This is a genomic window from Nonomuraea sp. NPDC049758 (assembly GCF_040674635.1).
In the GTDB taxonomy this organism is placed as follows: domain Bacteria; phylum Actinomycetota; class Actinomycetes; order Streptosporangiales; family Streptosporangiaceae; genus Nonomuraea.
The window spans coordinates 213,523-239,429 of the sequence record NZ_JBFAMZ010000014.1 but is presented as its reverse complement, the minus strand read 5'-3'; the positions used below and the strand labels follow the sequence as shown (position 1 = coordinate 239,429).

Here is a 25,907-nt window from a genome sequence, read left to right as displayed (position 1 = left end):
GTCCCTTGACGCCCGGCCGGACGTCAAGGGACGGGCTAGGACAGCTCCCGCAACGCGTCCTCGATCTCGGCCCTGACCGGCATCGACGTGCTGGCGCCCGCCCGCTGCACCGACAGCGCCGCCGCCACCGAGGCGAAGCGCAGCGCCTCGGCCGGGGCCAGGCCGTCGGCCCGCGCGACCGCCAGTGCGCCGACGAACGTGTCACCGGCGGCCGTGGTGTCCACGGCCTTGACCTCGATCGCGGGCACCCGCAGCCGCTCGCCCGAGCGCGCGCCGTAGAGCGCGCCGCGCGAGCCCAGCGTGATGACGGCCTCCTCGACGCGTTCGAGGAGCGCGTCGAGGGCGGCGTCGGGGTCGGACTGGCCGGTGATGTCGGCGGCCTCGTGCTCGTTCGGGACGATCATGGTGACCGCGTCGAGCAGCTCGTCGGGCAGCGGCTGCGCGGGCGCCGGGGTCAGGACGGCGGGCACCCCGGAGACCCGGGCCGCCTCCGCGGCGGCCACGACGGCCTCCATGGGCAGTTCGAGCTGGAGCAGCAGGGCCCGCGACCCGGCGATCGTGGCCAGGTCGCCGCCGGACGGCCCGGTCACGGTGCCGTTCGCGCCGGGGACGACGATGATCGAGTTGCCGCCGGCGTCGTCGACCACGATGTGCGCGATGCCGCTGGGGCCGGGCACCTGGCGCAGGCCGCGGACGTCCACGCCGGCCTCGGCCAGGGTGGAGCGCATCTCGGCCCCGAAGGCGTCGTCGCCGACCGCGCCGAGGAAGGCCACCTGCGCGCCGGCGCGGGCCGCGGCGATGGCCTGGTTGGCGCCCTTGCCGCCGGGCACGGTCCGGAACCGGTGACCGGTGACCGTCTCGCCCCGCTTGGGGGCCTGGGACACGTACGCGACGAGGTCCATGTTGGCGCTGCCGAAAACCGAGATCATGGGGCCATCATCTCCTGTGTACGTCGCGCCAGCTCACCGAGCCCCACCCCGTCGAAGCCGGTCAGGCTGCTGGCCAGGCTGTCGCGCATGAGCCAGCGGTCCGGCACGCCGCCGTTCAGCGCGCCCGCCACGGACCCCGCCGTGGCCCCGGCCGAGTCGGTGTCCCAGCCGCCGGCGACCGCGCCCGCGACCGTGGCGGTGAAGTCGCCCGCGCCGTGGATCAGCGTGGCGGCCACCAGCGCGGCGTTGTTGATCGTGTGCACCCAGTGCAGCGTGCCATGCCGCTGGTGCAGCAGGTCGATGACACGCTCGAAGTCCGGCTCGCGGGCGGCGTCGGCGACGGCCAGGCTGACCGCCTCGTGCAGGCGGGAGCCGCGCGGCACGACCGACAGGCCCGCCTCGACGGCCTCCCGCGCCGAGCCGGCGACCAGCGAGGCGGCACACATGGCCGCGACGAACATCGCGCCGTAGATCCCGTTGGCGGTGTGGGTCAGCCGGGCGTCGCGCCAGGCCAGCTCGGCGGCCGTGGCGGGGTCGCCGGGGTTGGCCCAGCCGTAGACGTCCGTCCTGATGAAGGCGCCGATCCACTCGCGGAACGGGTTGCGGCGGGTGGCCGTCCCCGGCGGCTCGAAGCCGTCGAGCAGGTTGCGGTAGGCGACCCGCTCGGCGGTGAACGTGCGGCCGGCCGGCAGCTCGTCCAGCCACAGCTTGGCGACGTCCTCGGTGGTGAAGCCGCGGCCATGGCGCTCCAGGACGGACAGCGCCAGCAGCGGGTAGTTGAGGTCGTCGTCCTCGGGGATGCCGTCGATGTTCTCGGCCAGCGAGTTGACCGCGCTGCGCCGGTTCCACGGCCACCTGCGCGCGATCTCCTCCGGCAGGCCCTCGGCGGTGAACCAGCCGGTGATCGGCCAGTTGCCGGTGGCCTCGGCGATCTGCCTGATGCCCGCGCGCGGGATCTTCTCCACCGGCTTGCCCAGCACGCAGCCGGCCGCCCGTCCCTGCCAGGCGCCCAGCAGCCGCGCCGGGTCCGCCTTCGCCGCGGTCCCGGCCGAGGGCCAGTCGGGGCAGGCGGCGACGATGGCGTCCAGGTCGGAGGGCTCATCCAGCGGCGACGGGATCGCGGCCAGCTCGTCCAGCAGGCTCTCGGCCAGCGGGCGCAGCCGGGCCGCGGCGGCCTCGGAGGCGCCGGCGCGCGGCGGGGCGTCGTGGCCGCCCGCCGCGTGCCACCGTCCGGCCAGCTCGCGCACCTGCGGCAGGCCGCCCCTGCCGTCCTCGCCGGCCTGGCGCAGCTCGTGGCCGACCAGATCCTCCGGCTGGACCCAGGTGAGCCTGATCATCGAGCGTCCAGCTCGGCGAAGGCGGCCTCGTGGGCGCGCCGCCGCGCCAGGTCGTCGGCGTGCACCCGGCGCGCCACCTCGGCGATCGCCAGGCCCGGCGCGACCAGGTCGGTACGGCTGGCCGCCCCCACCTGCTCCACCCACTGCGCGGGCACCGCGGACAGCCCCCCGAGGGCGCCCGCGATCGCTCCGCCCATGGAGGCGATCGAGTCGGCGTCGCGGCCGTAGTTCACGCCGCCGAGCACGGTGTCGCGGACGTCGCCCTTGGCCGCGACCAGGAAGCCCAGCGCCAGCGGCAGCTCCTCGATGCTGTGCACCCGGCTCGGCCGGCGCGCGCCGAGCCCCTGGTCGCGGTAGGTGTCGGCGACCGTGTCGAAGGGCCGTACGGCCGCGCGCAGCACCTCGAAGGAGCCGTCCCAGTGGCCGACGCCGGCCGCGGCCTCGCAGACCGCCTCGATGGCGGCGCGGGTTCCGTCCTTGGCCAGGCGCAGGCAGGCGGCGACCACGGAGTCGACCGTGGCGCCCGGCCGCATGGCCTCGGCGACGGCGGCGGCCATCACGCCGGCGGCCTCGCGTCCGTAGCTGGACTGGTGGGCCCCGGTCAGGTCGACGGCCTCGGCGTAGGCGGCGTCGGGGTCGGCGGCGTTGACGATGCCGACGGGCGCGACGTACATGGCCGCGCCGCAGTTGACGATGTTGCCGACGCCGGCCTCGCGCGGGTCGACGTGCCCGTAGTGCAGGCGGGCCACGATCCACTTCTCGGCCAGGAAGATCCGCTGCAGCGGCAGCGCCTCGGCCTCCAGCTCGGGGATCCACCGCCGCTCGCCCATCAGCTCCGGCACGAAGTGGTCGGCCATCGCGTACGCGCCGAGGTGCCCGCCGACCTTCTCGTACACGCGGATCAGGGCGTGCGTCATCAGGGTGTCGTCGGTGATGTGCCCGTCGCCCTTGTGGTACGGCGCGATCGGCCGGGCGTTGCGCCAGTCCTCGTTGTACGGCGGCACGATGCCCTCGACCCGGCCCCCGTACCGCTCCACGATCTGTTCGGGAGTCCAGCCCTCGGTGGCGCCGCCCAGCGCGTCACCGACCGCCGCCCCCGCCACGCAGCCAGTGGCCCTGTCCTCAAGCGGCGTCATGCGATTCCCTTCGTCAGTTCGATCAGATCCTTGCCCGCCAGCTCCGGCAGGCAGCAGCCCGCCAGCGTGCGGGCCGGCGCGAGCCACCCCTCCGGGATCGCGCCGTACCCACTGGCGGCCCCCGCCAGTGCGCCGGTCAGCGCGGGCGCCGAGTCGGCGAGCGCCGACAGGCAGGCGGCGGCCGGGACGGCGCGGGCCAGGTCGCCCCCCGCCGCCTCGGCCAGCGCCAAGGCGACGGGCACCGTCTGGGCGGCGCCCACGCCGTAGCTGTAGACGTGGTCGAGCAGTGCGGCGTCCAGCGCGGGCACCGCGCCGAACGGGTCGCCCGCCTTCCGCGCCGCGGCCAGCGCCACCCGGGCGTTGTGCCCGATGGCGGTGTCGCCGGGCAGGACGGCGAGCGCCGCCTCCACGGCCTGGCCCACCGAGCCCGACGCGACCGCGGCGGCCACGGCGGCGGCCATGGCCTGGGCCCCGAGCAGGCCGTCGCCGGCGTTGGTCACCTGGGCGTCCTCGGTCGGGTCCTTGCCCAGGGCTCCGAACGCGACCGCCCGTACGGCGGCGGCGTCGTCGAAGTGGTGGGGATTGTCGTGCCCGGAGGCCGGCGGCTCGACGCCCCTGGCCAGGTTGTCCAGCGCGGTGGCCACCGAGATGCGCGCCCGGACGCCGGTCAGCTCCCGGAACGCCGCGGCCCGCGGCCGGTCGATCGTCAGCAGCGTCCAGGCCAGCCATTCGGCGTCGTCGGACGGCCCGACGGCCAGCGGCGCGATCGGCTGGTTGAGCGCGAACGGCACCGGCAGCGTGGTGACGCGGTGCTCCTCGGCGAAGGCGTCCAGCTCGCGGTGCAGGCGCCGGCTCCAGGGCGCGTGCAGGGCGGCGCGGTGCCTGGCCGCGGGCCAGCCGGCGGCGTCGCCCACGGCGAGCCCGATGAAGGCCCCCCTGATTCTGTCCCCCGACATGATGATCTACAGTCCTTCCGCCAGTTCGTCGGCGACGTCCAGCACGTGTCTTCCGGCCACGACGGGCAGGCATTTGCCGCTCACCGGGCCGATCCGGGCGGCCCATCGTCCGGGCACGCCCTGTTCTCCCTGGATCGCGCCGGCGACCGCGCCGGCGATGGCGCCGATCGTGTCGGCGTCCCGGCCCAGGCTGACCCCGAACGTCACCGTGGCCTCCACCTCGCCGCCGCCCGCCAGGACAGCGCCCAGCGCCAGCGCGACGGCCTCGGGCGCGAGGTCGGTCCAGGGGTAGTGCCGGACCACGACGGCCTCGTGCAGCGCCTCGATCAGGGCCAGGTCGTCGTCCGCGCCCGTCGCGAGCACGTCGCGCGCCCTGACGATCGCGCGGGCCGTCCAGGAGTCGGCGGGGATCACCGAAAGGGCGGCCGCCACTGCCTCGGCGGGCGTGCCGCCCGCCATGGCGGCGGCCACGGCCCCGGCGACCGCGCGGCCGCCGAGAATGCCCTCGCCCGACCCGCTGACCAGCCCGTCCTGCTCGATCAGGCGGGCCGCCTCGGCCGGGTCGCCGGGGCAGAAGATCCCGTACGGCGCCGCCCGCATGGCCAGCCCGTCGGACCAGCCGTGCTGGTGGACGCGCCCGGTCAGCGGCGGCTCCAGCCCCCGGCGGAGCGCTTCGATCGTGCCCAGCTCGGAGAACCCGGCGCCGCGCATCGGCCCGGTCACCGACGGGATGATCTCCTGCCGGTACGCCCGCGCGACGTCGGCCGCGGTCAGGGCGTGCCCGTGCCGGACGAGCAGCGAGGCGGCGAAGATGGCGTACTCGGTGTCGTCGGTGCCGCCGCCCTCGATCTCGGTGAGCCGGCCCCACCGCCGCCGGATCTCCGACGGCGACAGGTTCTCGGCGGGGGCGCCGAGGGCGTCGCCGGCCGCCAGGCCGAGCAGACACCCCCGGGCCCTCAGGCGATGAGTCACTGCTGGTACCGCTCCAAGACCTGGTTGCCGTCCTCGACGAGCCGCTTGGCCGCGTCGTCGATGGTGATCTTATTGGCGAAGTACTCCTGGAGGACCGGCGTGGCGACTTTGCTCTTCCACTCGTCGAAGCCGTTCACCTTCAGGAACGGGGCCACGACCAGGTTCTTGGCGGAGGCGGTGGCGACGTCCCAGCCGTTGTCCTGGGTGGTCATCGCCGGGTCGGCGGCGGCCGTCTGCGAGGTCGGCAGCAGCCAGTCGCCCTTGGCGAGCTTGGCCTGGTTGGCGCCGTTGAGGAAGAACGAGATGAACTTCATGGCCTCGTCCGGGTGCTTGCTGTCCTGGGCGATCGACAGCGTCTGCGAGACCGCGCCCTGCTGGGCGCTGGTGCCCTTCGGCGCGGGCAGGGTCACCCAGTCGAAGTCGTCCGGGGCCTGCTCGGCGACCTGCTGACGCAGGTAGACGCCGGCCGGCAGCAGCGCGAACTTGCCCTTGTAGAAGGCGGGCAGCGGGTCGGCGGTGCCCTGGCCGAGCGCGGCCGGGTCGGCGGACTTGTCCTTGTAGAGCTGGTCGTGGATGCGCTGGAGCACCTCGCGCTCCTCCGGCCCGACCTTGACCGTGGTCTTGCCGTCGGCGGTCTGGAAGAACGTGCCGCCGAAGTTGAGCGCCAGGTTGAGCGTCTTGTTGACCGGCGACTTCATCGGCCAGGCCACGCCGAACGTGCCGCCCTTGGTCATCTTCTTGGCGGCCTCGGAGAACTCGTCCCAGGTCCACGGGTTGTCCGCGGTGGGGACGCGCACCTTGGAGGCGTCCAGGAGCTTCTTGTTGGCGATGATGACCTGCGACTCCTGCAGGAACGGCACGCCGTAGATGCCCTGCTCGCCCTTGCCGCCGTTGAAGGTGACGGTGTCCCAGGCGGACTGCGGGATGTCGCCCTTGAGGTCGGCGGGCAGCTTGCTCGTCAGGTCGAGCAGGTAGCCGTCGGAGGCGAACCCGGCCAGCGCCGGCGAGTCGTTGTGGATCACGTCCGGCGCGGTGCCGCCGGCGAACTGGGTGACGAGCTGGTCGTTGACGTTGTCCCAGCTGCCCTGCACGTAGGTGACCTGGGTCTTGGGGTTGGCCTTGTTCCACTCGTCGACGATCTGCTTGTTGGCCGCGACGGACTCCTTCTGCCAGGCCAGGCTGAGGAAGTTGAGCTTCACCGGCTCGCCGGACGAGGCGGCCTCTCCACCGCCCCCTCCTCCGCTGCCGCCACACGCGGCGGCGAACGCGACGACGGCCGCCGCCGCCAATGCGGACTTGATTCGCATATGAGCCTCCTACTAGCCCTTCACGGCGCCGGCCATCAGGCCGGACTTCAGTCGCCGCTGAATGATTGCGAAGAAGATCAGGCTCGGGATCGTCGCCATGAGCGACGCCGCGGCCAGCGGGCCGAGCCTGGCCACCCCCTCGGGGCCGGTGAACCGCACCAGCGTGAGCGGGAGTGTCATCACGTCGGGGTCCTGGAGGATCACGAGCGCGAACAGGAACTCGTTCCACGACGAGATGAAAGAGAACAGCAGCGTGGCCACCACACCGGGCGCGAGCAGCGGCGCCACCACGCTGGCGATCGAGCGCAGCCGGGTCGCGCCGTCGACGGCCGCGGCCTCCTCCAGCTCGCGCGGCACGGCCCGCACGTAGCCCTGGAGCATCCACAGCGCGAACGGCAGCGTGAACGTCACGTGCACGACGACGAGCCCCGGCAGGGTGTTCACCAGCTCCAGATCCCGCAGGATCATGAAGAGCGGGATGATGATCAGGATGAACGGGAAGACCTGGCTGACCAGCACCCACCCGATCGCGACCTTGTTGAGCAGGCTGCGGTAGCGGGCCATGGCGTACGAGGCCGGCAGCGAGATCAGCACGGTGATCACGCTGCTGAACAGCGCCACGACCAGGCTGCGGCCGGCCGCGCCGATCAGGTCCTGCTCGCCGAAGGCGTCGGAGAAGTTGGACAGGGTCGGCTCGCGCGGGATCCACGTCGGGTCGGCCAGCGCCATCTCCTGGGGCGTCTTCAGCGCCGTCGAGAGCAGCCAGAACAGCGGGAACGCCAGGAAGACGATGTACGCGACCAGCGCGACGTACTGCGGGGCGCGTCTCATCGGGTCTCCCTCATCTGGCGCCACAGGTACAGGCCGAGCACCGTGAGCACGACGATCGCCATGGCCAGGCCGAGCATCGAGGCGTATCCGGCCATCCGGTAGCGGAACGCCTCCTCGTAGGCGAACAGCATCGGCAGCCGGGTCTGGCCGCCGGGGCCGCCCTGGGTGAGCACGTAGACCAGGCCGAACTGGTTGATGTTCCACACGAAGTCGAGCGAGGTGATCGACACGATCACCGGCCGCAGCTGCGGGAGCGTGATGCTCCAGAACCGCCGCCAGCGGCTCGCGCCGTCGACCTCGCCGGCCTCGTAGAGCTCCTTCGGGATGCCCTGGAGTCCGGCGAGCAGGACCACGGTGGTCTGCGGCATGCCGGTCCAGACGCCCACCACGATGATCGCGGGCAGCGCGAGCGAGAAGTCGGCCAGCCAGTTGACGTGCGTGCCGAGCAGGCTGTTCAGGATGCCCGCGTCGGGGTGGTAGACGAGCTTCCACATCAGGCCGATGACCACCGGCGGCATCGCCCACGGCACCACCGCGAGCACCCGGGCCAGGGTCCTGAAGCGCAGGTTCTGGTTGAGCAGCACCGCCAGGCCGAGCGCGGCCAGGAACTGCAGCACGGTCACCGAGACCGACCAGATCGCGCCGATCCGGAAGGAGGCCCAGAAGTCGTCGTCGGTGAGCAGCCGGCCGAAGTTCTCCAGGCCGACGAAGCTGGTCTCGTGGACGCGCGTGTTGCGGGCGTCGGTGAAGGCCAGGCCGATGCCGTACAGCAGCGGGCCGACGCTGAACAGCGCGACGGGCACCAGCGCGGGCAGCATGAGCAGCCACATCTCGCGGTTCCCGCGCGACTTGGGACGCCGCCGGGAAGGCGGGCGCCGGGGCGGTGCCGCCGTCGTCACGGTCGCGGTCACGTCCTGCCTCCCTCATGTCCGTAGGTCTCGCCCGCCGTCGAGGCCCGCACCACCAGGCGCGGCGGAACGGTGATCACGCGCGGCGCGGCGTCGTCGCCGTTCAGGCGGTCGAGCAGCAGCTCCGCGGCGGCCTTGCCGCGTTCGGCCGAGCCGAGCGAGACGCTCGACAGCGACGGCCAGGACGCGGCGGCCAGGTCGGTGTCGTCCATGCCGACCACCGCCACGTCCTCGGGCACCCGGCGGCCGGCGGCGCGCAGCACGTCGAGCGCGCCGAGCGCGATCAGGTCGTTGGCGCACATCAGCGCGTCGACGTCGGGCGCCCGGTCCAGCAGCTCGGCCACCGCGCGGCCCCCTTGCGCGCGGTAGAAGTCGCCGATCTGGACCAGGTCGTCGTCGTAGGGCAGGCCGAGCTGCTCCAGCGCCTCGCGGTAGGCCGCGCCGCGCGAGGCGCCGGGCCAGGTGTCGGGCGGGCCGTTGACCAGCGCGATGCGCCGGCGTCCGAGCGCGTGCAGGTGGTCGACGGCGAGCTTGACGCCGGTGCGCGAGTCGGCCCGTACGTTGTCCACCGGCGTGCCCTCCGGCACCGTGCCGATGATCACGACGGGCGCCCTGGCCGCGGCCAGCATCTGCAGGTGGGCGTCGGTGACCCGGAGCGGGCTCATGATCAGCCCGTCCACGTACCGCTCGCCCAGGCTGTGCAGCACGTCGATCTCGTCGGCCACGACGGCGTCGGTCGAGTGCAGGACGAGCCGGTAGCCGGCCGCCTTGAGCACCGGCTGGATCTGGCGCAGCATCGCCAGGTAGGCGGGGTTGCCGACGTCGGCCATGGCGAAGGCGACCTGGTGGGTGCGCCGGGACTTGAGCGACCTGGCCACGGCGTTGCGCACGTAGCCCAGCTCGTCGGCGGCGGCCATCACCTTGCGCACGGTCTCCTGCCTGGTCGGCAGGCCGTTGAGGACCCGCGAGACGGAGGCGATCGAGACACCGGCGCGCTCGGCGATCGTGGTGATCGTGGGTCCGTCGGCCAAGGCTGTCCTTCCAGGAAGGTAAACGTTTACGGGAAAGTGTCTGTAAACGTTTACCGTGTTTCGCACATGAAACCGGGCCCTCACTTCCGGGTCAAGTCACGATCCCATAACGCCAGGTCAGCGGGCATATGGGCGAAAGAAGAGCGCCCGCTCCCCCCGGTTCGGGGAAGCGGGCGCGTCAGAAGCGGCTCAGGGCATCCCAGGGAACGCCCGGCGGCCGCGCGGCGCGTTCGGGGCCGCGCGGCGCGTTCGGGGCCGCGCGGGACATTCGGGGCCGCGCGGGGCATTCGGGCGCTACACGGGACGTTCGGCGGGGACGGGGGCGGGCGGCGACTGCCGGGTGAGCAGGCGGATCCCCGGGGCACCGCTGAGCGCGACGACGGCGGCCAGGACGGCCGGGATGATCAGGGCGACGGGCAGCGACTCCGTGGCCTCGGCCACGTACCCGAGGACCGCCGGGCCGAGCAGCAGCCCGCTGTAGCCGAAGGCCGTCACCATGGCCAGCGCGCGCCCCACCGGTCCGCCCGCCGCGCCGACCGCGCTGAACAGCACCGGAACGACGGTGGCCAGCCCCACGCCCGCCAGCGCCCAGCCGGTCCACGCGCACACCACGCGCAGCGGCCCGCCGAGCGCCGGGGCGGCGAGCACCAGGACGTACCCCAAGGTGGCGAAGCCGCCGGCGAGCTGGATCGTGCGCACCGAGCCCAGCCTGGCCCTGATCGGGTCGCCGAGCAGGCGGACGGTCGTCATCGCGACCGAGAAGATCGTGTAGGCCAGCGGCGCGTCGGCCGGGTCGGTGTGCAGCACCCAGCGGGCGTGCAGGGCGGCCCAGTCGATGGCCGCGCCCTCGCTCAGGTGCCCGGCGAAGGCCGCCACCCCGAGCAGCGCGATCAGCGCCCACTTCAGCGTGCCGCCGCCCTCGCCGCCGTCCGCCTGCCCGCCGGCCTGCCGGGCGGCGTCGGGCAGCAGCAGGCGGCAGGCCAGCAGGTACAGGAACGGGACGACGACCGCCCCCGCCACCAGCAGCGCCTGCGGGTCGACCGACACCCGCAGCGCCAGGGACGTCAGCACGCCGCCGGCCGCCCCGCCCAGGCTCCACGTGCCGTGGAAGGCCGAGATGATGGGCCGGCCGTAGACCCGCTCGACCTCGACGGAGTGGGCGTTGATGGCGACCTCGACCACCCCCAGCCCCATCCCGAACGCCAGCGCGAGCGCCATCAGCGGCCCGTACGAGGGGGCCAGCGCGGGCCCGAGGAGCAGCACGGCGGACAGCGGCCCGCCGATCCAGGACACCCGCCGGCTCGACCACCTGTCCACCAGCCGCCCGGCCACCAGCATCGACACCAGCGCGCCGCCGGAGATCAGCAACAGGACGGTGCCCAGCCTGGCGGCGCCGAGGCCGAGGCGGTCGTTCAACGAGGGCAGGCCGGCCGCCCACAGACCCATCACGAATCCGCTCAGGGAGAAGAGACCGAAGACTCCGACACGTGCCCGTCTGGCATCAATGAGGCTTTTGTTCACGCCTAGAGCATAAGCTGGGAGTTGTGAAAAGTGCTACGACGAGCGGCGAACTTCGCGCGCACAACCGGGTCCGGCTGCTGCGCGCGGTGCACGACTGCGCGGCGACCCGTACCAGGTCGCAGCTCACCCGCGACCTCAACCTGGCCAGGGGCACGGCGTCGGTGCTGGTCGCCGGCCTGGCCGAGGACGCCCTGCTGCACGAGGAGCCCGCCGCCGGGCACGCCAGGGGACGGCCCACCCAGGTGCCCGGCCCTCACCCGCTGGGCCCGCTGGCCCTGGCCGCCGACGTGCGCGAGGACGCCTGGGAGCTGGCGGCGTGCGAGCTGGGCGGACGGGTGAGCGTGCTGGAGGTCCAGCCGCACGACGGCACCCCGGAGGGCGCCCTGGCCTCGCTCGGCCAGGCGGTGGCCGACCACCTGTCGCGGCGGGTGGTCGGGCTCGGGGTGGCCCTCGCCGGCCCGGTCCGGCACGACGGGCTGGTGGACATCGCCCACCTGGGCTGGCGGTCGGTGGACGTGCCCCGGCTGCTGGGCCTCGCGTGGCGGCCGGCCGGCCCGGACCCGGTCCTGGTGGGCAACGACACGGGCCTGGCCGCCCTGGCCGAGGCCCGGCGCGGACGGCTGCGCGGCGTGCGGGTGGGCCTGCACCTGCACGTGGACTTCGACCTCGGCGGCGTCCTCGTCGTGGACGGCCGGCCGCTGGACGGCGCGAGCGGCCCCGGCGCCGAGTTCGGCCACATGCCGCTGGGCGGCGGCGACCGGCCGTGCGCGTGCGGCGCGACCGGCTGCTGGGGCCAGGAGGTGGGCGCGAACGCGCTGCTGCGCCACGTGGGCCTGGCACATGGCGGCGGCCGGGGCCGCGCGCAGGCGGAGGAGGTGCTGGCGAGCAGCCCGGCGGCGGTCGAGGCCGGGGCCCGCGCGCTCGGCCGGGGCATCGCCGCCCTGGTCAACGCGCACGACCCCGAGGTCGTCACACTCTCCGGGCACGGCGTCGCGCTGCTGGAGCGCGCGGGCGAGGCCCTGACGGACTCCTGCCGGCCCGCGCTGATGGCCATCCGGCGGGAGCGTCCGCCCCGGATCGAGGCCGCCGCGCTGGGCTGGCGCGCGGCCCTGCTGGGGGCCATGGAGTCGGTGTTCGACGTCTTCCTGACCCCCGAAGGGCTGGAGAGATGGCGCGAAAGGGGCCCCGACCAGGGCGCCGACACGCCCGGATCACGAAATGTGACGCATTCCACCCTCAAGAGGAAAATCTTGCAATAACTTCCGGCGGCACGAGCCCCGACCAGGCGATCTTGCGCCCCCTCCCCCGGCGCTGTACGGATGGAAGGGCCCGGCGCGCTCATGATCATCGACGGGGGTGTGAACGCGTGGATCTCGAACTCGCGCTCCGCATGACCGAGGCCGCCCTGAAGCAGGCCGTCCGGGAGGGCGCGCTGGTCTCGGTGGCGGTCGTGGACGCGGGCGGACATCTGGTGTCTTTCCAGCGTATGGCGGGTGCGGAGATCGCCGGGCCGGTGCTCGCGCCGGGCAAGGCGTACACGTCGGTGGCCCTTCGCGCGGCCACCGCGGACCTCGCTCCGCTGGTGGCGCCGGGCGGCGAGCTCTTCGGTCTGACTGGTGACAGATTCGTCTGTTTCGGGGGTGGCATCCCCCTCTGGGCGGACAACGGCGAAGGGGAACGGGTGGCCGGCGGCGTGGGGGTCAGCGGCGGGACGATCAGCCAGGACGTGGCGTGCGCCGAAGCGGCCGCCCTGGTGTGGCGGACTCGTTGAGCGGGCGCTTTCCGCAACACGAACCGCTGGTATCCGCCATGATTAGCCACTGCACCACGGGAAACAGTTTCCCGAACCCAACTCCCCGAGGAGAAGAACGAGATGGCACTTCCCACTCTCACCCCCGAGCAGCGTCAGGCGGCTCTGGCGAAGGCGGCCGAGGCCCGCGCGGCCCGCACGGCCCTGCTCGCCAAGGTCAAGGCGGGCGAGCTGACCTTCGCCCAGCTCCTGGAGCGCGACGACGACATCGCCAAGAAGATCAAGGTGTCCCAGGCCCTGCGCGCCGTCAAGGGCGTCGGCCCGGCCAAGGCCACCGCGCTGATGGAGGAGGCCGGCGTCGACGAGAAGCGCCGTCTCGGCGGCCTCGGCGCCCAGCAGCGCAAGAAGCTGGTCGACGCGCTCGGCTAGGACCGGGCGGCCGGGTCCGCGCGCCACGTCGCGCGGACCGGCCGGCGACCCCTCGTAGGGCCAGGAGGGGCCGGAGAGCGGCGCACGCTCCACGGCGGGCCCGGCCGAGGGGTCAACCTCAGGCGGTCGATGTCAGGCTGAGGTCAGGACCTCAGGTAGGCCAGCACGGCGAGCACGCGGCGATGCTGGTCGCTGTCGTCGGCGTAGAGGCCCAGCTTGTTGAAGATGCTCCTGATGTGCTTCTCCACGGCGCCGTCGCTGATGACGAGCTGCCGCCCGATGGCCGGGTTGGACTTGCCCTCGGCCATCAGCCCGAGCACCTCGCGCTCGCGCGGCGTGAGCTGCGCCAGCGGGTCGTCCTTGCGTCTGCGGACCATCAACTGGGACACCACCTGCGGATCGAACACGGTGCCTCCCGCCGCCACCCGCCGTAGGCCCTCCAGGAACTCGTCGACGTCGACGACCCGGTCCTTCAGCAGGTAGCCCACCGCGCCACGGGCGTCGGCGAGCAGGTCGTCGGCGTAGGAGACCTCGACGTACTGCGACAGGATGAGCACCGGGGCGCCGGACACCCGGCGCCGGGCCTCGACCGCCGCCCGCAGCCCCTCGTCGGTGAACGACGGCGGCATGCGCACGTCGACCACCGACACGTCGGGTCTGTGCTCGACGATCGCCTCCACGAGGGCGTCGCCGTCCCCCACGGTGGCGACCACCTCGCAGCCGAACTCCTCCAGCAGCCTGACCAGGCCCTCCCTGATCAGAACCGCGTCATCGGCCACGACTACGCGCACGGCACCTCCGCCACGATCACCGTCGGCCCGCCGTCCGGCGACCTGACGGTGAGCTCCCCGTCGACGGCCCGGAGCCGGTCGGCCAGACCGGCCAGGCCGTGTCCCTTGGCGACGTGTGCGCCGCCCACACCATCATCCCCGATCGTGAGCATGAGGACGTCACCGATGCGGAGCAGCTGAACCGTGCAGATGGTCGCGCGGCTGTGTTTGGCCACGTTGGTCATGGTTTCCGCGCAGACGAAGTAGATCGCGTTCTCGGTCGCCGCCTGGAAGCGGCCCACGATCTGCACGTCGAGGTCGACCGGCACCGTGCAGCGGCCGGCGAGGGCGGCCAGCGCCGGCGCGAGGCCGCGGTCGGACAGGATGGGCGGCGCGATGCCGCGCGACAGGGCCCGCAGCTCGTCGAGCGTCTCGCGGGTGGCGCTGATCGCCGAGCTGATCGTGGCCGAGGCGGCCTCGGGGTCCTTGGCGAGCTGCCGCTGCGCCCTGGACAGCTCCATGGCCAGGGAGACCAGGCGCTGCTGCGGGCCGTCGTGGATGTCCCGCTCCAGCTTGCGCAGCGCGTTGGCCTCGGCCGACACGGCCGCCGCCCGGCCCTCGGCCAGGTCGTCGATGCGCTCCTGCAACTCGGCGACGCCGGTCAGCAGCGCCCGGCCGAGCCCGGCCCTGACCAGCGCGGCCCCGCGCACCATGAACGGCATGACGAACGTGAAGACCAGGCCGAGCGAGACGTAGAAGATCGTGTTCACCAGGTAGCCGGAGCCCAGCCCGAGCAGCTCGGGCAGCTCCGCGTTGCCGGGGATGCGTGAGGTGACCACGCCGTAGAGCGGATAGGTCAGCCCGAGGATGGGGATCGCCCAGAACACCACGGTCAGCACGAACGCCAGGATGGCGAAGGGGAAGTTCAGGATGCCGTGCAGCAGGTCGAGCCACGACTGGCCGTTGGTCAGCGGGTTGACGATGCGGCGGAAGCGGCCCGCCCCCTCGGGCGCCGGACGGTAGCGCGGCCGCACCGGCGGGCGCTTGAGCACGTCGGAGAGCCAGCCGCGCTCGGCGTCGGCGAAGCCCCTCGCGACCAGGAGCGTGCCGGCCAGCAGCGGCACGCCGATCCACACGACCGCGGTGCCGACGCCCGCGGCGAAACCGGCGACCATGGTCACGAAGCCGATGACGGCCGTCGGGAAACCGACCAGCGTGTAGCGGGTGTCGAGAAGGACACGCCTCATCAGGGAGCGCATGCAATGAAGGCTAAGTCCCCCGGCGGAGCGGTACGAGCCGGTACGCAGGCGTCCGGGGGTAGGGCTGGCCCTACCCCCCATGGTGGTGTGATCTTGACCTGAAGACGGCGGTCCGCGGCAATGTGCCCGAGCGTCCGGGACGGAAGCCTTGAGTCATCCGCTCCCCCGCTCGAAACGAGGCTCCCCCATGACCGTCCTGCTCGATCGTCCCGCCCCGGTACGGGCGCCGCGCGCGACGGCCAGGGACCCGTTCATCGACCTGCTGCGCGTGCTCGGCATGGCGCTCATCGTGCTGCAGCACTGGACGATCCCCGTCCTGTCCTACGAGGGCGGCCGGCTGACCACGGGCAACGCGCTGTCCACGCCGGGGGTGTGGGTGGTGACGTGGCTGAGCCAGGTCATGCCGCTGGTGTTCTTCGCCGGCGGCGCGGCCAACGCCATCAGCCGCGGCCGGTCGGTCAAGAGCGACCAGGAGTGGCTGGCCGGACGGTTGCGCAGGCTGGCCTGGCCGTTGCTGCCGCTGGCGGCGGTGTGGATCCCGCTGCCCCACGTGCTGCTCACGCTGGGGGTGCCGGAGCAGCCGCTGGCGGTGGGCGCCAAGCTGACCGGGCAGCTGCTGTGGTTCCTGGCCGTGTACCTGATCGCGGTCACGGTCACCCCGTACGCGCTGCGCCTGCACCGCAGGTTCGGCGTGCTGGTCCCCGTCGCGCTGGCGGCCGGGGCGGTGCTGACGGACGTCGCGCGCTTCTCGACCGGCCTGGAGGCGGCCGGTTATGTGAACATCGTCTTCGTGTGGCTGGCCGTCCACCAGATCGGCTTCTTCTACGCCGAGGGCCGGGTGCGGCTGCCCGCGTTGCTGGCGGCCGGCGGGTTCGGCGTGGCGGCGCTGCTGGTCGGGTTCGGCCCCTACCCCGGCAGCATGATCGGCCTGCCCGGCGCCGAGGTGTCCAACATGGCCCCGCCCACGCTGGCCATCATGGCCGTCGGCATCGGCCAGATCGGCCTGGCCGTGCTGCTGCGCCCGTGGCTGGTCCGGCTGCCCCTGCTCCGCGTCCTGGACTGGGCCGGCCCGCGGATCATGACGGTCTACCTGTGGCACATGCCCGCGCTGTTCGCCGTGACCGGTGTGGTCGTGGTCCTGCTGGGCGTGGAGACGCCGGAGCCGGGCAGCCTGTTCTGGTTCGCCGGCTGGCCGGTGTGGTTCGGGATGTTGTGCCTGGTCATGTGGGGGCTGGTGCGGGCGTTCGCGAGGTTCGAGACGCCGCCGTCGCTGCCGTACGGGACCGCCGGCCGCGGGGTCATGCTGGTGGCCGCGGGGCTGGTCGGGGCCGGGATCCTGACGCTGACCGTGGGCGGCTTCGTGCCGGGCGGCGGCCCGTTCCTGGCGGTGCTCGCGGTGCTCGGCGGCCTGCTGCTGACGGCGCCGAAGGCCCGCGCGTAACACCGGCGAAACGTGTCCCGGCCACAATCGGGCGGCATGACGACGATCCGCGACCTGACCGAGGCCGACCTGCCCGCCGTGACCGCCATCTACGCCCACTACGTCACCGGCGGCGTGGCCACGTTCGACGAGACGCCGCCGGGGGCCGGCGAGTGGCGGGCCAAGGCGGCGGCGCTCGCGGCGGCGGGGCTGCCGTTCCTGGTCGCCGAGGACAGCGGCGCGGTCACCGACGCGGTCACCGGCTACGCCTACCTCAGCCAGTACCGGCCCAAGCCCGCCTACCGGCACAGCCTGGAGGTCTCGATCTACCTGGCGCCCGGCGCGACCGGCCGCGGGCTCGGCCGCCTGCTGCTCGGCGAGCTGATCCGGCGGGCGTCGGCGACCGACGCCCGCTCGCTGATCGCGGTGATCGCCGACGGCGGCGACCCCGCCTCGCTGCGGCTGCACGCCGCCTTCGGGTTCCAGGAGGCGGGACGGCTGAGCAACGTGGGGTTCAAGCACGGCCGCTGGATCGACACCGTGCTGATGCAACTCGACCTCCGGTAGGGGGCCGCGGGTTCGACCACCCGGCAAACTTCGGCAGGATAGATACGTGAGCCTTCTCGTTGACCGCCTGCCGGAAGACATCGACGCCGACCCCGACGTCATATTCGACGCGTTCGTCGCCTGGAACGCCGAACGGGGGCTCACGCTCTATCCCGCCCAGGAGGAGGCCCTCATCGAGGTCGTCTCCGGCAGCAACCTGATCCTGGCCACGCCGACCGGCTCGGGCAAGTCGCTGGTCGCCGCCGGGGCCCACTTCGCCGCGCTGACCCGTGACATGCGCACGTTCTACACCGCGCCGATCAAGGCGCTGGTGTCGGAGAAGTTCTTCGACCTGTGCGCCGTCTTCGGCACCGCCAACGTCGGCATGATGACCGGCGACGCCAGCGTCAACCCGGGCGCGCCCATCATCTGCTGCACGGCCGAGATCCTGGCCAACGTGGCCCTGCGCGACGGCGCGGCGGCCGACATCGGCCAGGTCGTGATGGACGAGTTCCACTTCTACGCCGAGCCCGACCGCGGGTGGGCCTGGCAGGTGCCGCTGCTGGAGCTGCCCAATGTGCAGTTCGTACTGATGTCGGCCACGCTCGGCGACGTGTCGATGTTCGAGCGCGACCTGACCAGGCGCACCGGGCGGCCCACGGCGGTGGTCAAGCACGCCGAGCGGCCGGTGCCGCTGGTGTACTCCTACCGGATGACGCCGCTGCACGAGACGCTGGAGGAGATGCTCACCACCGGGCAGGCCCCCGTCTACGTCGTGCACTTCACGCAGGCCGCGGCCATGGAGCGGGCCCAGGCGCTCATGTCGATCAACATGGCGACCAAGGCCGAGAAGGAGGCCATCGCCGCGATGATCGGCGGCTTCCGGTTCACCACCCGGTTCGGCCGGGCGCTGTCGCGGCTGGTCAAGCACGGCATCGGCGTCCACCACGCCGGCATGCTGCCCAAATACCGGCGGCTGGTGGAGCGGCTGGCCCAGGCGGGGCTGCTGAAGGTCATCTGCGGCACCGACACGCTCGGCGTCGGCGTCAACGTGCCCATCCGCACGGTCCTGTTCACCGCCCTGTCCAAGTACGACGGCAACAAGGTCCGCCGGCTGCGCGCCCGCGAGTTCCACCAGATCGCCGGACGGGCCGGGCGCGCGGGCTTCGACACCATCGGCTACGTCGCCTGCCAGGCCCCCGAGCACGACATCGAGAACGCCAAGGCGCTGGCCAAGATCGGCGACGACCCCAAGCGGCGGCGCGGCTACGCGCGCAAGAAGCCGCCGGAGGGGTTCGTCGGCTGGAGCGAGGAGACGTTCGAGAAGTTGCAGCAGGCCGAGCCCGAGCCGCTCAACTCCCGCTTCAAGGTGAGCAACGCGATGCTGCTGGCCGTGATCAACCGGCCGGGCGACTGCTTCCAGGCGATGAGACACCTGCTCACCGACAACCACGAAGACCGCAAGTGGCAGCGGCGGCACATCAGCCAGGCCATCGCCATCTACCGGTCGCTGCTGGCCGGCGGCATCGTCGAGCAGTTCGCCGAGCCCGACGAGCAGGGCCGGCGGGCCCGGCTGACGATCGAGCTGCAGGAGGACTTCGCGCTCAACCAGGCGCTGTCCACGTTCGCGCTGGCCGCCTTCGACCTGCTCGACCGCGAGTCGCCCTCGTACGCACTGGACATGGTCTCGATCGTCGAGTCCATCCTCGACGACCCCCGCCAGATCCTGTCGGCGCAGCTGAAGAAGGCGCGCGGCGAGGCGGTCGCCCAGATGAAGGCCGACGGCATGGAGTACGAGGAGCGCATGGAGGCGCTCGCCGAGGTCATGTACCCGATGCCGCTCGACGACCTGCTGCTCGGGGCGTACGAGACCTACCGGCGCGGCCACCCGTGGGTCGGCGACTACACGGTCAGCCCGAAGTCGGTGGTGCGCGACATGTTCGAGCGCGCGATGACGTTCGGCGAGTACATCCAGTTCTACGAGCTGGCCCGCTCCGAGGGCACGGTGCTGCGCTACCTGGCCGACGCCTACCGCACGCTGTCGCGCACGGTCCCTGAGCACCTGAAGACCGAGGACCTGGTCGATCTCATCGAGTGGCTGGGCGAGCTGGTCCGGCAGGTCGACTCCTCGCTGATCGACGAGTGGGAGAAGCTGACCAACCCCGAGGAGGCGCTGGAGCGCCAGGCGCAGCTGGAGACCAAGGTGCGGCCGGTCACGGCCAACCCGCGGGCCTTCCGGGTGCTGGTGCGCAACGCCATGTTCCGGCTGGTCGAGCTGTGCGCCATCGAGAAGGAGGACGAGCTGGAGGAGCTGGCCCCCGACGTCGACTGGGGCGCGGCGCTCGACGCGTACTACGCCGACCACGAGGAGATCTTCACCGACGCCGACGCGCGCGGGCCCGCGCTGCTGCGGATCGAGGAGGAGAGCGGCCTGTGGCGGGTGCGCCAGACGATCAAGGACCCGGCCGGCGACGGCGACTGGGGCATCGACGCCCAGGTCGACCTGACCTCCTCCGACGAGGAGGGCCGGGCCGTGCTGCACGTGCTCGGCCTCAACCGGCTCTGAGCGACTGCGGAAAGAGAACAAGCCGTGTGCCGGAACGGACTGGCAAGGGCGTTCCGGCACCGGCTTGTCGCTTCATTGTCGGACGGCGAAAGTAGGCGTCCGGTCATGGCGACGTCTCAAGATCGAGACATTCAGCACTCCGCGAGCGTGCAGATCTTGGCGAGCATCGCGCCCGCGTCCTTCCGCTGCCGGCTGAAGTCGGCCTTGGCGGGCTTGCCCCACTCGCCCCCGGCCGTGTAGACGATCAGGGCGTTGGCGCGGCGGGTCACGACGGCCCGCTCGCCGCCGACGGCCGGCTTGCCGTGGTCGTAGGCCTGGCCGGTGACCAGCAGGCCCTCGTCGCCGAGCGCGATCTTTGATGCGCCGTACCGGTACGCCGCGGTGCCACAGGCCCGTACGGCCGCCCTGAGGTCGCCGACCGCCTTGCCGGCCGCCTCCGGCGAGGAGTAGAGGATCACCTGCTCGGACTTGGAGTAGTCGGGCACCGACGTGTAGACGATCGTCCTGGCCGCCGTGCGGCCGGCCTGGCCCAGCCCTGCCTTCTGGCACGGGTTCACGACGAGCTGAGCGCTCTTCTTGCCCGACACCGTCCAGCTGTGCTCGGGGTTGGGGTCCTTCTTGGCGGCGGCCTTCTCGTACAGCAGGAAGTTGCCCGGGATGGCCAGGCCGACGGCGACGAACAGTGCTGCGATCATGGGACAAAATGGTAGGGGTGAGCGACGAAGACCTCAGACGCGTGCTCGGGTTGCTCTGCCAGGACGACACCCTGCGCGCACTCGCGTCCCTGGTGCTCGGTGACACCGGCGACCTGCCCCCCAAGGCCCTCGACCGCCTGGCCAGCGGCGGCCTGGCCGAACGCGACGACGACGGCAAGTGGCGGGCCCGGCCGGAGCGCTTCCGCGAGCTGCTGCGGGAGCGGGCCGAGCCCCCCGCCGAGCTGAGCGCCGAGGAGCGGGTGCTGCGCACGTTCCTGGTCGACGGCCGGCTGACCACCATGGGCATGCGCCGCGACAAGCGGCTGATCGTGCTGCGTTACGTCTCCCGGGTGTTCGAGCCGGGTGTGCGCTACCCCGAGGCCGACGTCAACGTGGCCCTGCGGGCCTTCCACGACGACTTCGCGGCGCTGCGCCGCTACCTGGTGGACGAGGGGCTGCTGTCCAGGGAGGGCAACGTCTACTGGCGCAGCGGCGGCCCGGTCGAGGTGTGAGCCGGTCGAGGTCTGAGCCGGGCCGGGGCTGACGGGGGTCAGGGGCGGCGCAGGCGGGCGCGGTAGTCGCGGGGCGGCAGGCCGTACTCGCGCCTGAAGGCGCGGCTGAAGTGGAACGGGCTGACGAACCCCGAGGCGGCGGCCACCTGGCCGACGTCCAGGTCGGTCACCTCCAGCAGGCTCGCGGCGTGCCGCACCCGCGCCCGGCGCACGGCGCCCATCGGGGTCTGGCCGGTCTCGGCCGCGAACAGGTGCGCGAACCTGGACGGCGACAGCGCCACGGCGCGGGCCAGCGAGGCGACCGAGTGCTGGGCCCCGGGCTCGGCGGCGATGAGGTCGAGCACCCGGCGCACCCGCTCGTCCCCGCCCTCGATCCCAGGGGCGGGAACGGCCCCCGCCGAGGCCGTGGCCAGCACCAGCACCTCCTCCACCGCCCCGAGCACCAGCTCCCGCGCGGGACTCGCCATGACGACCACCGGCGCGGGCTGCGCGGCGGACGGCGGCCCGGCGGGGGCGGGGTGGCCGGGGATCCAGCGGGCGTCCTGGAACGCGCGCTCGAAGGCCCGGTCGACGCGGTCGCGCACCCCGGCGGGCACACCCTCGACCAGGTGGCAGCCGGTGGCCGGCGCGTACGGCGCGAGCCAGGCCGTCCAGGACGGGCGCGGCTGGAAGTGCACCCACCAGAACCGCCACCTCCCCGCCCCCGGCGCGACCCGGTAACGCTGCGCCGAGCCGGGCCCGAGCACCGCCAGGTCCCCCTCGCGCACGGTGAACGCCGCCCCCGCCTGCTCGACCCGCCCCTCCCCCGCCTGGGTCCACAGCAGCAGCCAGCTCGGCGAACCGTGGGGGCGGCGGGTGCCGTACCCGGCCGGCTTGTCGTAGTGGCCGACGATCATCAGCTCGGCAGCAGGAACAGACAGGTTCTCAGCGGTCACGGTCATACCGTCCCACGAGCCGGGTCCCTACGGTGAAGGGCATGAGGCTGAACGACTTCCACGACCGGGGGTACGTGCTCGTCCCCGCGCTGCTGGCTCCCGAGGAGGTGGCCGAGCTGCGCGAGGAGTTCATGGCCCTGCACGCGGCCGGCCCGATACCCGGGCATTTCTCCCCCGTCCCTCAGGAGCCGGGCGCGCCCTACGACGCCCTGCGCGACTATCCCCGGATCATGCACCCCCACCAGGTGAACGACGTCGCCCTGCGCTACCTGCTCGACGCCCGCTTCGCCGCGATCCTGCGCGAGCTGCTGGGCGAGGAGCCGATAGCAGCCCAGAGCATGTTCTACTTCAAGCCGCCGGGCGCCCGCGGGCAGGCGCTGCACCAGGACAACTTCTACCTGCGCGTCGAGCCGGGCACGTGCGTGGCCGCCTGGGTGGCGCTGGACCGCGTCGACCGCGCCAACGGCGGCCTGGAAGTGGTCCCCGGCACCCATCTGATGGACCTGTTCTGCCCGGAGGAGGCCGACCAGGACCTCTCCTTCACCCGCGAGTACGTCCCGCCGCCCCCGGGCCTGGAGCGGGTGCCCGTGGACATGCAGCCCGGCGACGTGCTCTTCTTCAACGGCAGCCTGGTGCACGGGTCGGAGCCGAACAGCACGGCCGACCGGTTCAGGCGCAGCTTCATCTGCCACTACACCGGCCGCTCGGCCGAGCGCATCTCGTCCTGGTACGAGACGCTGACGATGGACGGCGAGCGCGTGCTCCTGGAGCCGTCGGCCGGCGGCGGCCCCTGCGGCACCGAGGCCACCGGCCCCCACTGATCGCGGTCGGTCAGCCGCCGGACATGTCCGACGGCTGGCCTGACGCCCACTGCGCCCCCGCCGTCAACCGCCGGACACGTCCGACGGCCGGCCGGACGCCCACTGCGCCCCCGCCGTCAGCCGCCGGATATGTCCGACTCCGCCTCGTCCGGGACCACGCAGTCCCACGGGTCGTCGAGCCACCCGTCAGGCAGTTGCACCTTCTGACGCTCGCCCGACTTGCCCCGGGGCGTGTCGGTGTTCGGCGGCCACGGCTGGTCGTGGTCGAGCTTGGCCAGCCCCTCACGGAGCCCGTCGAGCGACTCGGCCGTGGCCAGCTCCCGCCGCAGCGCGCTCCCGACCTCGAACCCCTTGAGGTACCACCCGACGTGCTTGCGGAAGTCCGCGATCGCGTACCGCTCGGTGTCGAAGCACTCGGTGAGGCCGGCCGCGTGGCGCTCCATCGTCGCGGCCACCTCGCCGAGCGTCGGCCGGACCCGCTCGGGGCTGCCGTTGAACGCGTTCTCCAGGTCCTTGAACAGCCACGGGCGCCCGAGGCAGCCGCGCCCGACCACGACGCCGTCGCAGCCGGTGCGCGCCACCATGCGCAACGCGTCGTCGGCCGACCAGATGTCGCCGTTGCCCAGCACCGGGATCTCGGGCACGGCCTCCTTCAGGCGCGCGATCGCCGCCCAGTCGGCCACGCCGCCGTAGTGCTGCTTCGCCGTGCGGGCGTGCAGGGCGATCGCCGCGACGCCCTCCTCGGCCGCGATGCGGCCGGCGTCGAGGTAGGTCAGGTGGTCGTCGTCGATGCCCTTGCGCATCTTCATCGTCACCGGCAGCGCCCCCGCGTTCGCCACCGCCGCCCGCAGGATCCGCCGCAGCAGGTTCCTCTTGTACGGCAGCGCCGACCCGCCCCCGCGCCTGGTCACCTTGGGCACCGGGCAGCCGAAGTTGAGATCGACGTGGTCGGCGAGGTCCTCCTCGGCGATCATCCGGACCGCCCGCCCGACTATGTCGGGGTCGACGCCGTAGAGCTGCAGGCTCCTCGGCCGCTCCGACTCGGCGAACCTGATCATCCTGAGCGTCTTGGGATTGCGCTCGACCAGCGCCCGCGTCGTGATCATCTCGCACACGAACAGCCCGGCGCCCTGTTCCCGGCACAACACCCGGAACGGCGCGTTCGTGATGCCCGCCATGGGCGCCAGCACCACGGGCGGCCATGCCCCAATCGGCCCAATCTTCACTCCGTCAGTTGTAGCGCAGCTCAGGCCGGAAGCGGTATTCGCCTATAGGCTGTGGACGGCATCACCAGGGAGGGATCGATGCTTCTTCGCGTGCGCGTGGCGCTGCCCGATCGTCCGGGGTCTCTGGCCCAGGTCACCAAGGCCCTGGGCACGGCGGGGGCCGACATCACCCAGGTCACCGTCCTCGACCGGGGGGCCGGCTCGGCGGTCGACGACATCACCGTCTTCTGCCCCGAGAGCACCCCGCGGGAGCTGCTGGTCAAGAGCCTGGAGAGCGTCGACGACGTCCGGGTGGAAGGCATCTGGACCACCCGCGAGACCGCCGGCACCTACCCCGAGCTGGAAATACTCAAGTACATCACCACGGCGGGCGACCGCGCGCTGACCACGCTCGTCGACTCGCTGCCGGTGCTGTTCAGCGCCGACTGGGCCGCCACCGCCGCCGACCACGGCGTGGTCTACGCGAGCTGGCGCGCCCCGCAGGACCTGACCGTCCCCAGCCCGGCCCCGCCACGCCCGGCGGCCCTCACGCTCGACGGCGGCGTGCACGCCATCCACGCCCCGCTCCCGCCGCTCGCCCTGACGTTGCTGCTGGCCCGCTCCGAGGGCCCGGCCTTCCACCGCATCGAGGTCCACCGGCTCACCCGGATCCTGGAGATCTTCCTGAGCCTGCCGGCCACCGAACGCGGCGTCGCCCGCCGGCTCCGCAAGTAGCGGGAGGCATCTGGTCGGAAAAGGCGCTAGAGTTAGGCACGCAACAGCGCGGAAGTGGCTCAGTGGTAGAGCATCACCTTGCCAAGGTGAGGGTCGCGGGTTCGAATCCCGTCTTCCGCTCGGAGTGGTTCGACTCGGTGGAGTGGCCGAGAGGCGAGGCAGCGGCCTGCAAAGCCGTCCACACGGGTTCAAATCCCGTCTCCACCTCCAAGGACGATTAGCTCAGCGGGAGAGCGCTTCCCTGACACGGAAGAGGTCACTGGTTCAATCCCAGTATCGTCCACCACACTCCAAGGCCAGACCCGGAACGACGGGTCTGGCCTTTCGGCTGTCCAGGCCCGGCCTCCCTCGATGACGGGATCCCACCCGCCGCCCTCACTGTGACCGGCTCCGGCCTGCCGTCGTGGAACGGACGAAGGTTCGCGGCGCCCGGCACGTCCTGATCGGGGTGGCCGGCGACTCCATATCTCTCGTGACCAGTAACGTGATCTTGAGAGGCTCCGCTGGAGGGAACGTTGGGCCGTCGAGAGCAGCCGCTGGCCCCGGCCGCCTCGGCCGCCGTCCTGTGCCGGCGGGCCGGGGAGTTGACGTCCGCGGAGTGGCGGACGCACTTCCCGCAGCGTCCGTACCGGCGGGGTTGCCCGTCCGGCCGGCCGGACGCGGCGGGCCGCGGGAAAGAATCGTCCCCATGGACATCGAACGTGCCCGCACCGCCCTCGCCGCCGCCTACCGCGAGTTCACGGCCGCGGTGACCGAGACCGACCCGCTCAGCCCCACCCGGTGCGCCGGTTGGGCCGGGGTGGATCTGCTCTTCCACGTGCTGTGCGACGCCCAGAGAGCCCTCGTCGCGTTCGCCACCCCGGCCGACGGGCCGCCGGACGTGGACCACGTCACCTATTGGAGCTCCTTCCAGCCGGTCCCGGACGCCCCCGAGGGCGCCGGGGGCGGTGCGGACGCCCACGCCTGGTGGGTGCGCAGGTCCGCCTCCGCCTTCACCCGGCCCTCCGGGGTGCTGCGGGTGTGGCAGGACACCGCCCCCGCCGCCGTGCGGGCGGCGCTGGCGGCCGACCCGGCGGGGCACGTCGCCACGCAGGGCCACGTGATCGCCGTGCCCGACTTCCTGGCCACGCTGGCGACCGAGGCCGCCGTCCACCATCTCGACCTGCAGGCCGCGCGGCCGCCCGCCCCGGAGGCGCTGGAACTGGCCGGCGAGACCCTCGACGGGCTGCTCGGCGCGGACCGCCCGGCCCATCTGGACCTGACGACGTACGTGCTCGAAGCCACCGGACGGCTCCCGTCCGCCGACGACCGCTTCCCCCTGCTGGGCTGACCGCCG

General features: G+C 72.9%; 25 protein-coding genes and 3 tRNA genes. 13 read left to right on the top strand and 15 right to left on the bottom strand.

Annotation, left to right across the window (positions count from 1 at the left end; genetic code table 11):
* Nucleotides 1-35: 35 nt before the first annotated feature.
* The 10 genes from rbsK to AB0J46_RS32985 form a co-directional block, all read right to left on the bottom strand.
* Nucleotides 36-929 (bottom strand): ribokinase, encoded by an 894-nt coding sequence (gene rbsK, locus AB0J46_RS33030; protein WP_364338065.1) that lies wholly within the window; start codon nucleotides 927-929, stop codon nucleotides 36-38.
* On the bottom strand, nucleotides 926-2,266 hold the full coding sequence (locus AB0J46_RS33025; protein WP_364338064.1) for an ADP-ribosylglycohydrolase family protein: 1,341 nt from the start codon (nucleotides 2,264-2,266) through the stop codon (nucleotides 926-928). The genes rbsK and AB0J46_RS33025 overlap by 4 nt, the downstream gene beginning before the upstream one ends.
* Nucleotides 2,263-3,402: an ADP-ribosylglycohydrolase family protein gene (locus AB0J46_RS33020; RefSeq protein WP_352328141.1), complete on the bottom strand. Its 1,140-nt coding sequence runs from the start codon at nucleotides 3,400-3,402 to the stop codon at nucleotides 2,263-2,265. The genes AB0J46_RS33025 and AB0J46_RS33020 overlap by 4 nt, the downstream gene beginning before the upstream one ends.
* Entirely contained in the window at nucleotides 3,399-4,358 is a 960-nt protein-coding gene (locus AB0J46_RS33015) for an ADP-ribosylglycohydrolase family protein (protein WP_364338063.1), read from the bottom strand. The genes AB0J46_RS33020 and AB0J46_RS33015 overlap by 4 nt, the downstream gene beginning before the upstream one ends.
* A 6-nt stretch (nucleotides 4,359-4,364) precedes the next feature.
* On the bottom strand, nucleotides 4,365-5,330 hold the full coding sequence (locus tag AB0J46_RS33010) for an ADP-ribosylglycohydrolase family protein (protein ID WP_358285530.1): 966 nt from the start codon (nucleotides 5,328-5,330) through the stop codon (nucleotides 4,365-4,367).
* Complete coding sequence (locus AB0J46_RS33005) at nucleotides 5,327-6,637, bottom strand: sugar ABC transporter substrate-binding protein (RefSeq protein ID WP_352361224.1); 1,311 nt, start codon at nucleotides 6,635-6,637, stop codon at nucleotides 5,327-5,329. The genes AB0J46_RS33010 and AB0J46_RS33005 overlap by 4 nt, the downstream gene beginning before the upstream one ends.
* A gap of 12 nt (nucleotides 6,638-6,649) precedes the next feature.
* Entirely contained in the window at nucleotides 6,650-7,468 is an 819-nt protein-coding gene (locus tag AB0J46_RS33000; RefSeq protein WP_357706637.1) for a carbohydrate ABC transporter permease, read from the bottom strand.
* On the bottom strand, nucleotides 7,465-8,379 hold the full coding sequence (locus AB0J46_RS32995) for a sugar ABC transporter permease (RefSeq protein ID WP_364338062.1): 915 nt from the start codon (nucleotides 8,377-8,379) through the stop codon (nucleotides 7,465-7,467). Before AB0J46_RS32995 ends, AB0J46_RS33000 begins: the two co-directional genes overlap by 4 nt.
* On the bottom strand, nucleotides 8,376-9,407 hold the full coding sequence (locus tag AB0J46_RS32990) for a LacI family DNA-binding transcriptional regulator (protein WP_352361218.1): 1,032 nt from the start codon (nucleotides 9,405-9,407) through the stop codon (nucleotides 8,376-8,378). Before AB0J46_RS32990 ends, AB0J46_RS32995 begins: the two co-directional genes overlap by 4 nt.
* A gap of 294 nt (nucleotides 9,408-9,701) precedes the next feature.
* Nucleotides 9,702-10,928 (bottom strand): MFS transporter, encoded by a 1,227-nt coding sequence (locus AB0J46_RS32985; RefSeq protein WP_364338061.1) that lies wholly within the window; start codon nucleotides 10,926-10,928, stop codon nucleotides 9,702-9,704.
* A 23-nt stretch (nucleotides 10,929-10,951) separates the two neighbouring features.
* Between AB0J46_RS32985 and AB0J46_RS32980 the strand changes: the two genes are divergently transcribed.
* The 3 genes from AB0J46_RS32980 (at nucleotide 10,952) to mihF (ending at nucleotide 13,107) form a co-directional block, all read left to right on the top strand.
* Nucleotides 10,952-12,187, top strand: a complete 1,236-nt coding sequence (locus AB0J46_RS32980) for an ROK family protein (RefSeq protein ID WP_364338060.1) — start codon at nucleotides 10,952-10,954, stop codon at nucleotides 12,185-12,187.
* A gap of 107 nt (nucleotides 12,188-12,294) precedes the next feature.
* A complete protein-coding gene (locus tag AB0J46_RS32975) occupies nucleotides 12,295-12,699 on the top strand; it encodes a heme-binding protein (RefSeq protein WP_358285520.1) in 405 nt (134 codons plus the stop codon).
* Between the two features lie 102 nt (nucleotides 12,700-12,801).
* Nucleotides 12,802-13,107 (top strand): integration host factor, actinobacterial type, encoded by a 306-nt coding sequence (mihF, locus tag AB0J46_RS32970; protein WP_043641121.1) that lies wholly within the window; start codon nucleotides 12,802-12,804, stop codon nucleotides 13,105-13,107.
* Between the two features lie 143 nt (nucleotides 13,108-13,250).
* On the opposite strand, the gene AB0J46_RS32965 is transcribed toward mihF, so the two are convergent.
* Together AB0J46_RS32965 and AB0J46_RS32960 are read right to left on the bottom strand one after the other, a co-directional pair.
* Nucleotides 13,251-13,898: a response regulator transcription factor gene (locus tag AB0J46_RS32965; protein WP_358285518.1), complete on the bottom strand. Its 648-nt coding sequence runs from the start codon at nucleotides 13,896-13,898 to the stop codon at nucleotides 13,251-13,253.
* Nucleotides 13,889-15,124, bottom strand: coding sequence for a sensor domain-containing protein (locus AB0J46_RS32960; RefSeq protein ID WP_364338059.1), 1,236 nt, complete (start codon nucleotides 15,122-15,124; stop codon nucleotides 13,889-13,891). The genes AB0J46_RS32965 and AB0J46_RS32960 overlap by 10 nt, the downstream gene beginning before the upstream one ends.
* 199 nt (nucleotides 15,125-15,323) lie before the next feature.
* Here AB0J46_RS32960 and AB0J46_RS32955 point away from each other — a divergent pair, with 199 nt between their 5' ends.
* Genes AB0J46_RS32955 through AB0J46_RS32945 form a run of 3 tightly spaced genes read left to right on the top strand, consistent with a single transcriptional unit; the run spans nucleotide 15,324 to nucleotide 19,668 of the window.
* The gene (locus AB0J46_RS32955; RefSeq protein WP_364338058.1) at nucleotides 15,324-16,577 is read left to right on the top strand and encodes an acyltransferase; all 1,254 of its coding nucleotides are present in this window, start codon (nucleotides 15,324-15,326) and stop codon (nucleotides 16,575-16,577) included.
* Between the two features lie 36 nt (nucleotides 16,578-16,613).
* A complete protein-coding gene (locus AB0J46_RS32950) occupies nucleotides 16,614-17,123 on the top strand; it encodes an N-acetyltransferase family protein (protein WP_364338057.1) in 510 nt (169 codons plus the stop codon).
* Nucleotides 17,124-17,169: 46 nt separating this feature from the next.
* Entirely contained in the window at nucleotides 17,170-19,668 is a 2,499-nt protein-coding gene (locus AB0J46_RS32945) for a DUF3516 domain-containing protein (RefSeq protein ID WP_358285510.1), read from the top strand.
* 131 nt (nucleotides 19,669-19,799) lie between these two features.
* Here the strand turns inward: AB0J46_RS32945 and AB0J46_RS32940 are convergent, their stop codons facing one another.
* Nucleotides 19,800-20,363, bottom strand: a complete 564-nt coding sequence (locus AB0J46_RS32940; protein ID WP_364338056.1) for a hypothetical protein — start codon at nucleotides 20,361-20,363, stop codon at nucleotides 19,800-19,802.
* An 8-nt stretch (nucleotides 20,364-20,371) separates the two neighbouring features.
* Here AB0J46_RS32940 and AB0J46_RS32935 point away from each other — a divergent pair, with 8 nt between their 5' ends.
* Nucleotides 20,372-20,875 carry a DUF2087 domain-containing protein gene (locus AB0J46_RS32935; RefSeq protein ID WP_352361199.1) on the top strand — a complete coding sequence of 168 codons (504 nt, stop codon included), beginning with the start codon at nucleotides 20,372-20,374 and terminating at the stop codon, nucleotides 20,873-20,875.
* 38 nt (nucleotides 20,876-20,913) lie between these two features.
* On the opposite strand, the gene AB0J46_RS32930 is transcribed toward AB0J46_RS32935, so the two are convergent.
* The gene (locus AB0J46_RS32930; RefSeq protein ID WP_364338055.1) at nucleotides 20,914-21,810 is read right to left on the bottom strand and encodes a helix-turn-helix domain-containing protein; all 897 of its coding nucleotides are present in this window, start codon (nucleotides 21,808-21,810) and stop codon (nucleotides 20,914-20,916) included.
* A gap of 41 nt (nucleotides 21,811-21,851) precedes the next feature.
* On the opposite strand from AB0J46_RS32930, the gene AB0J46_RS32925 reads away from it, so the two are divergent.
* Nucleotides 21,852-22,631 (top strand): phytanoyl-CoA dioxygenase family protein, encoded by a 780-nt coding sequence (locus AB0J46_RS32925; RefSeq protein WP_358285503.1) that lies wholly within the window; start codon nucleotides 21,852-21,854, stop codon nucleotides 22,629-22,631.
* Nucleotides 22,632-22,747: 116 nt separating this feature from the next.
* Here the strand turns inward: AB0J46_RS32925 and dusB are convergent, their stop codons facing one another.
* Nucleotides 22,748-23,857, bottom strand: coding sequence for a tRNA dihydrouridine synthase DusB (gene dusB, locus AB0J46_RS32920; RefSeq protein ID WP_364338054.1), 1,110 nt, complete (start codon nucleotides 23,855-23,857; stop codon nucleotides 22,748-22,750).
* A 78-nt stretch (nucleotides 23,858-23,935) separates the two neighbouring features.
* On the opposite strand from dusB, the gene AB0J46_RS32915 reads away from it, so the two are divergent.
* From AB0J46_RS32915 to AB0J46_RS32895, 5 genes are all read left to right on the top strand, one after another.
* Nucleotides 23,936-24,571: an ACT domain-containing protein gene (locus AB0J46_RS32915; RefSeq protein ID WP_364338053.1), complete on the top strand. Its 636-nt coding sequence runs from the start codon at nucleotides 23,936-23,938 to the stop codon at nucleotides 24,569-24,571.
* Nucleotides 24,572-24,619: 48 nt separating this feature from the next.
* Nucleotides 24,620-24,691 (top strand) — tRNA-Gly (locus tag AB0J46_RS32910).
* Between the two features lie 16 nt (nucleotides 24,692-24,707).
* Nucleotides 24,708-24,781: transfer RNA gene (locus AB0J46_RS32905), tRNA-Cys, on the top strand.
* Nucleotide 24,782: 1 nt separating this feature from the next.
* Nucleotides 24,783-24,857: transfer RNA gene (locus AB0J46_RS32900), tRNA-Val, on the top strand.
* Nucleotides 24,858-25,259: 402 nt separating this feature from the next.
* A complete protein-coding gene (locus AB0J46_RS32895; protein ID WP_364338052.1) occupies nucleotides 25,260-25,901 on the top strand; it encodes a maleylpyruvate isomerase N-terminal domain-containing protein in 642 nt (213 codons plus the stop codon).
* The last annotated feature ends 6 nt before the right edge of the window (nucleotides 25,902-25,907 follow it).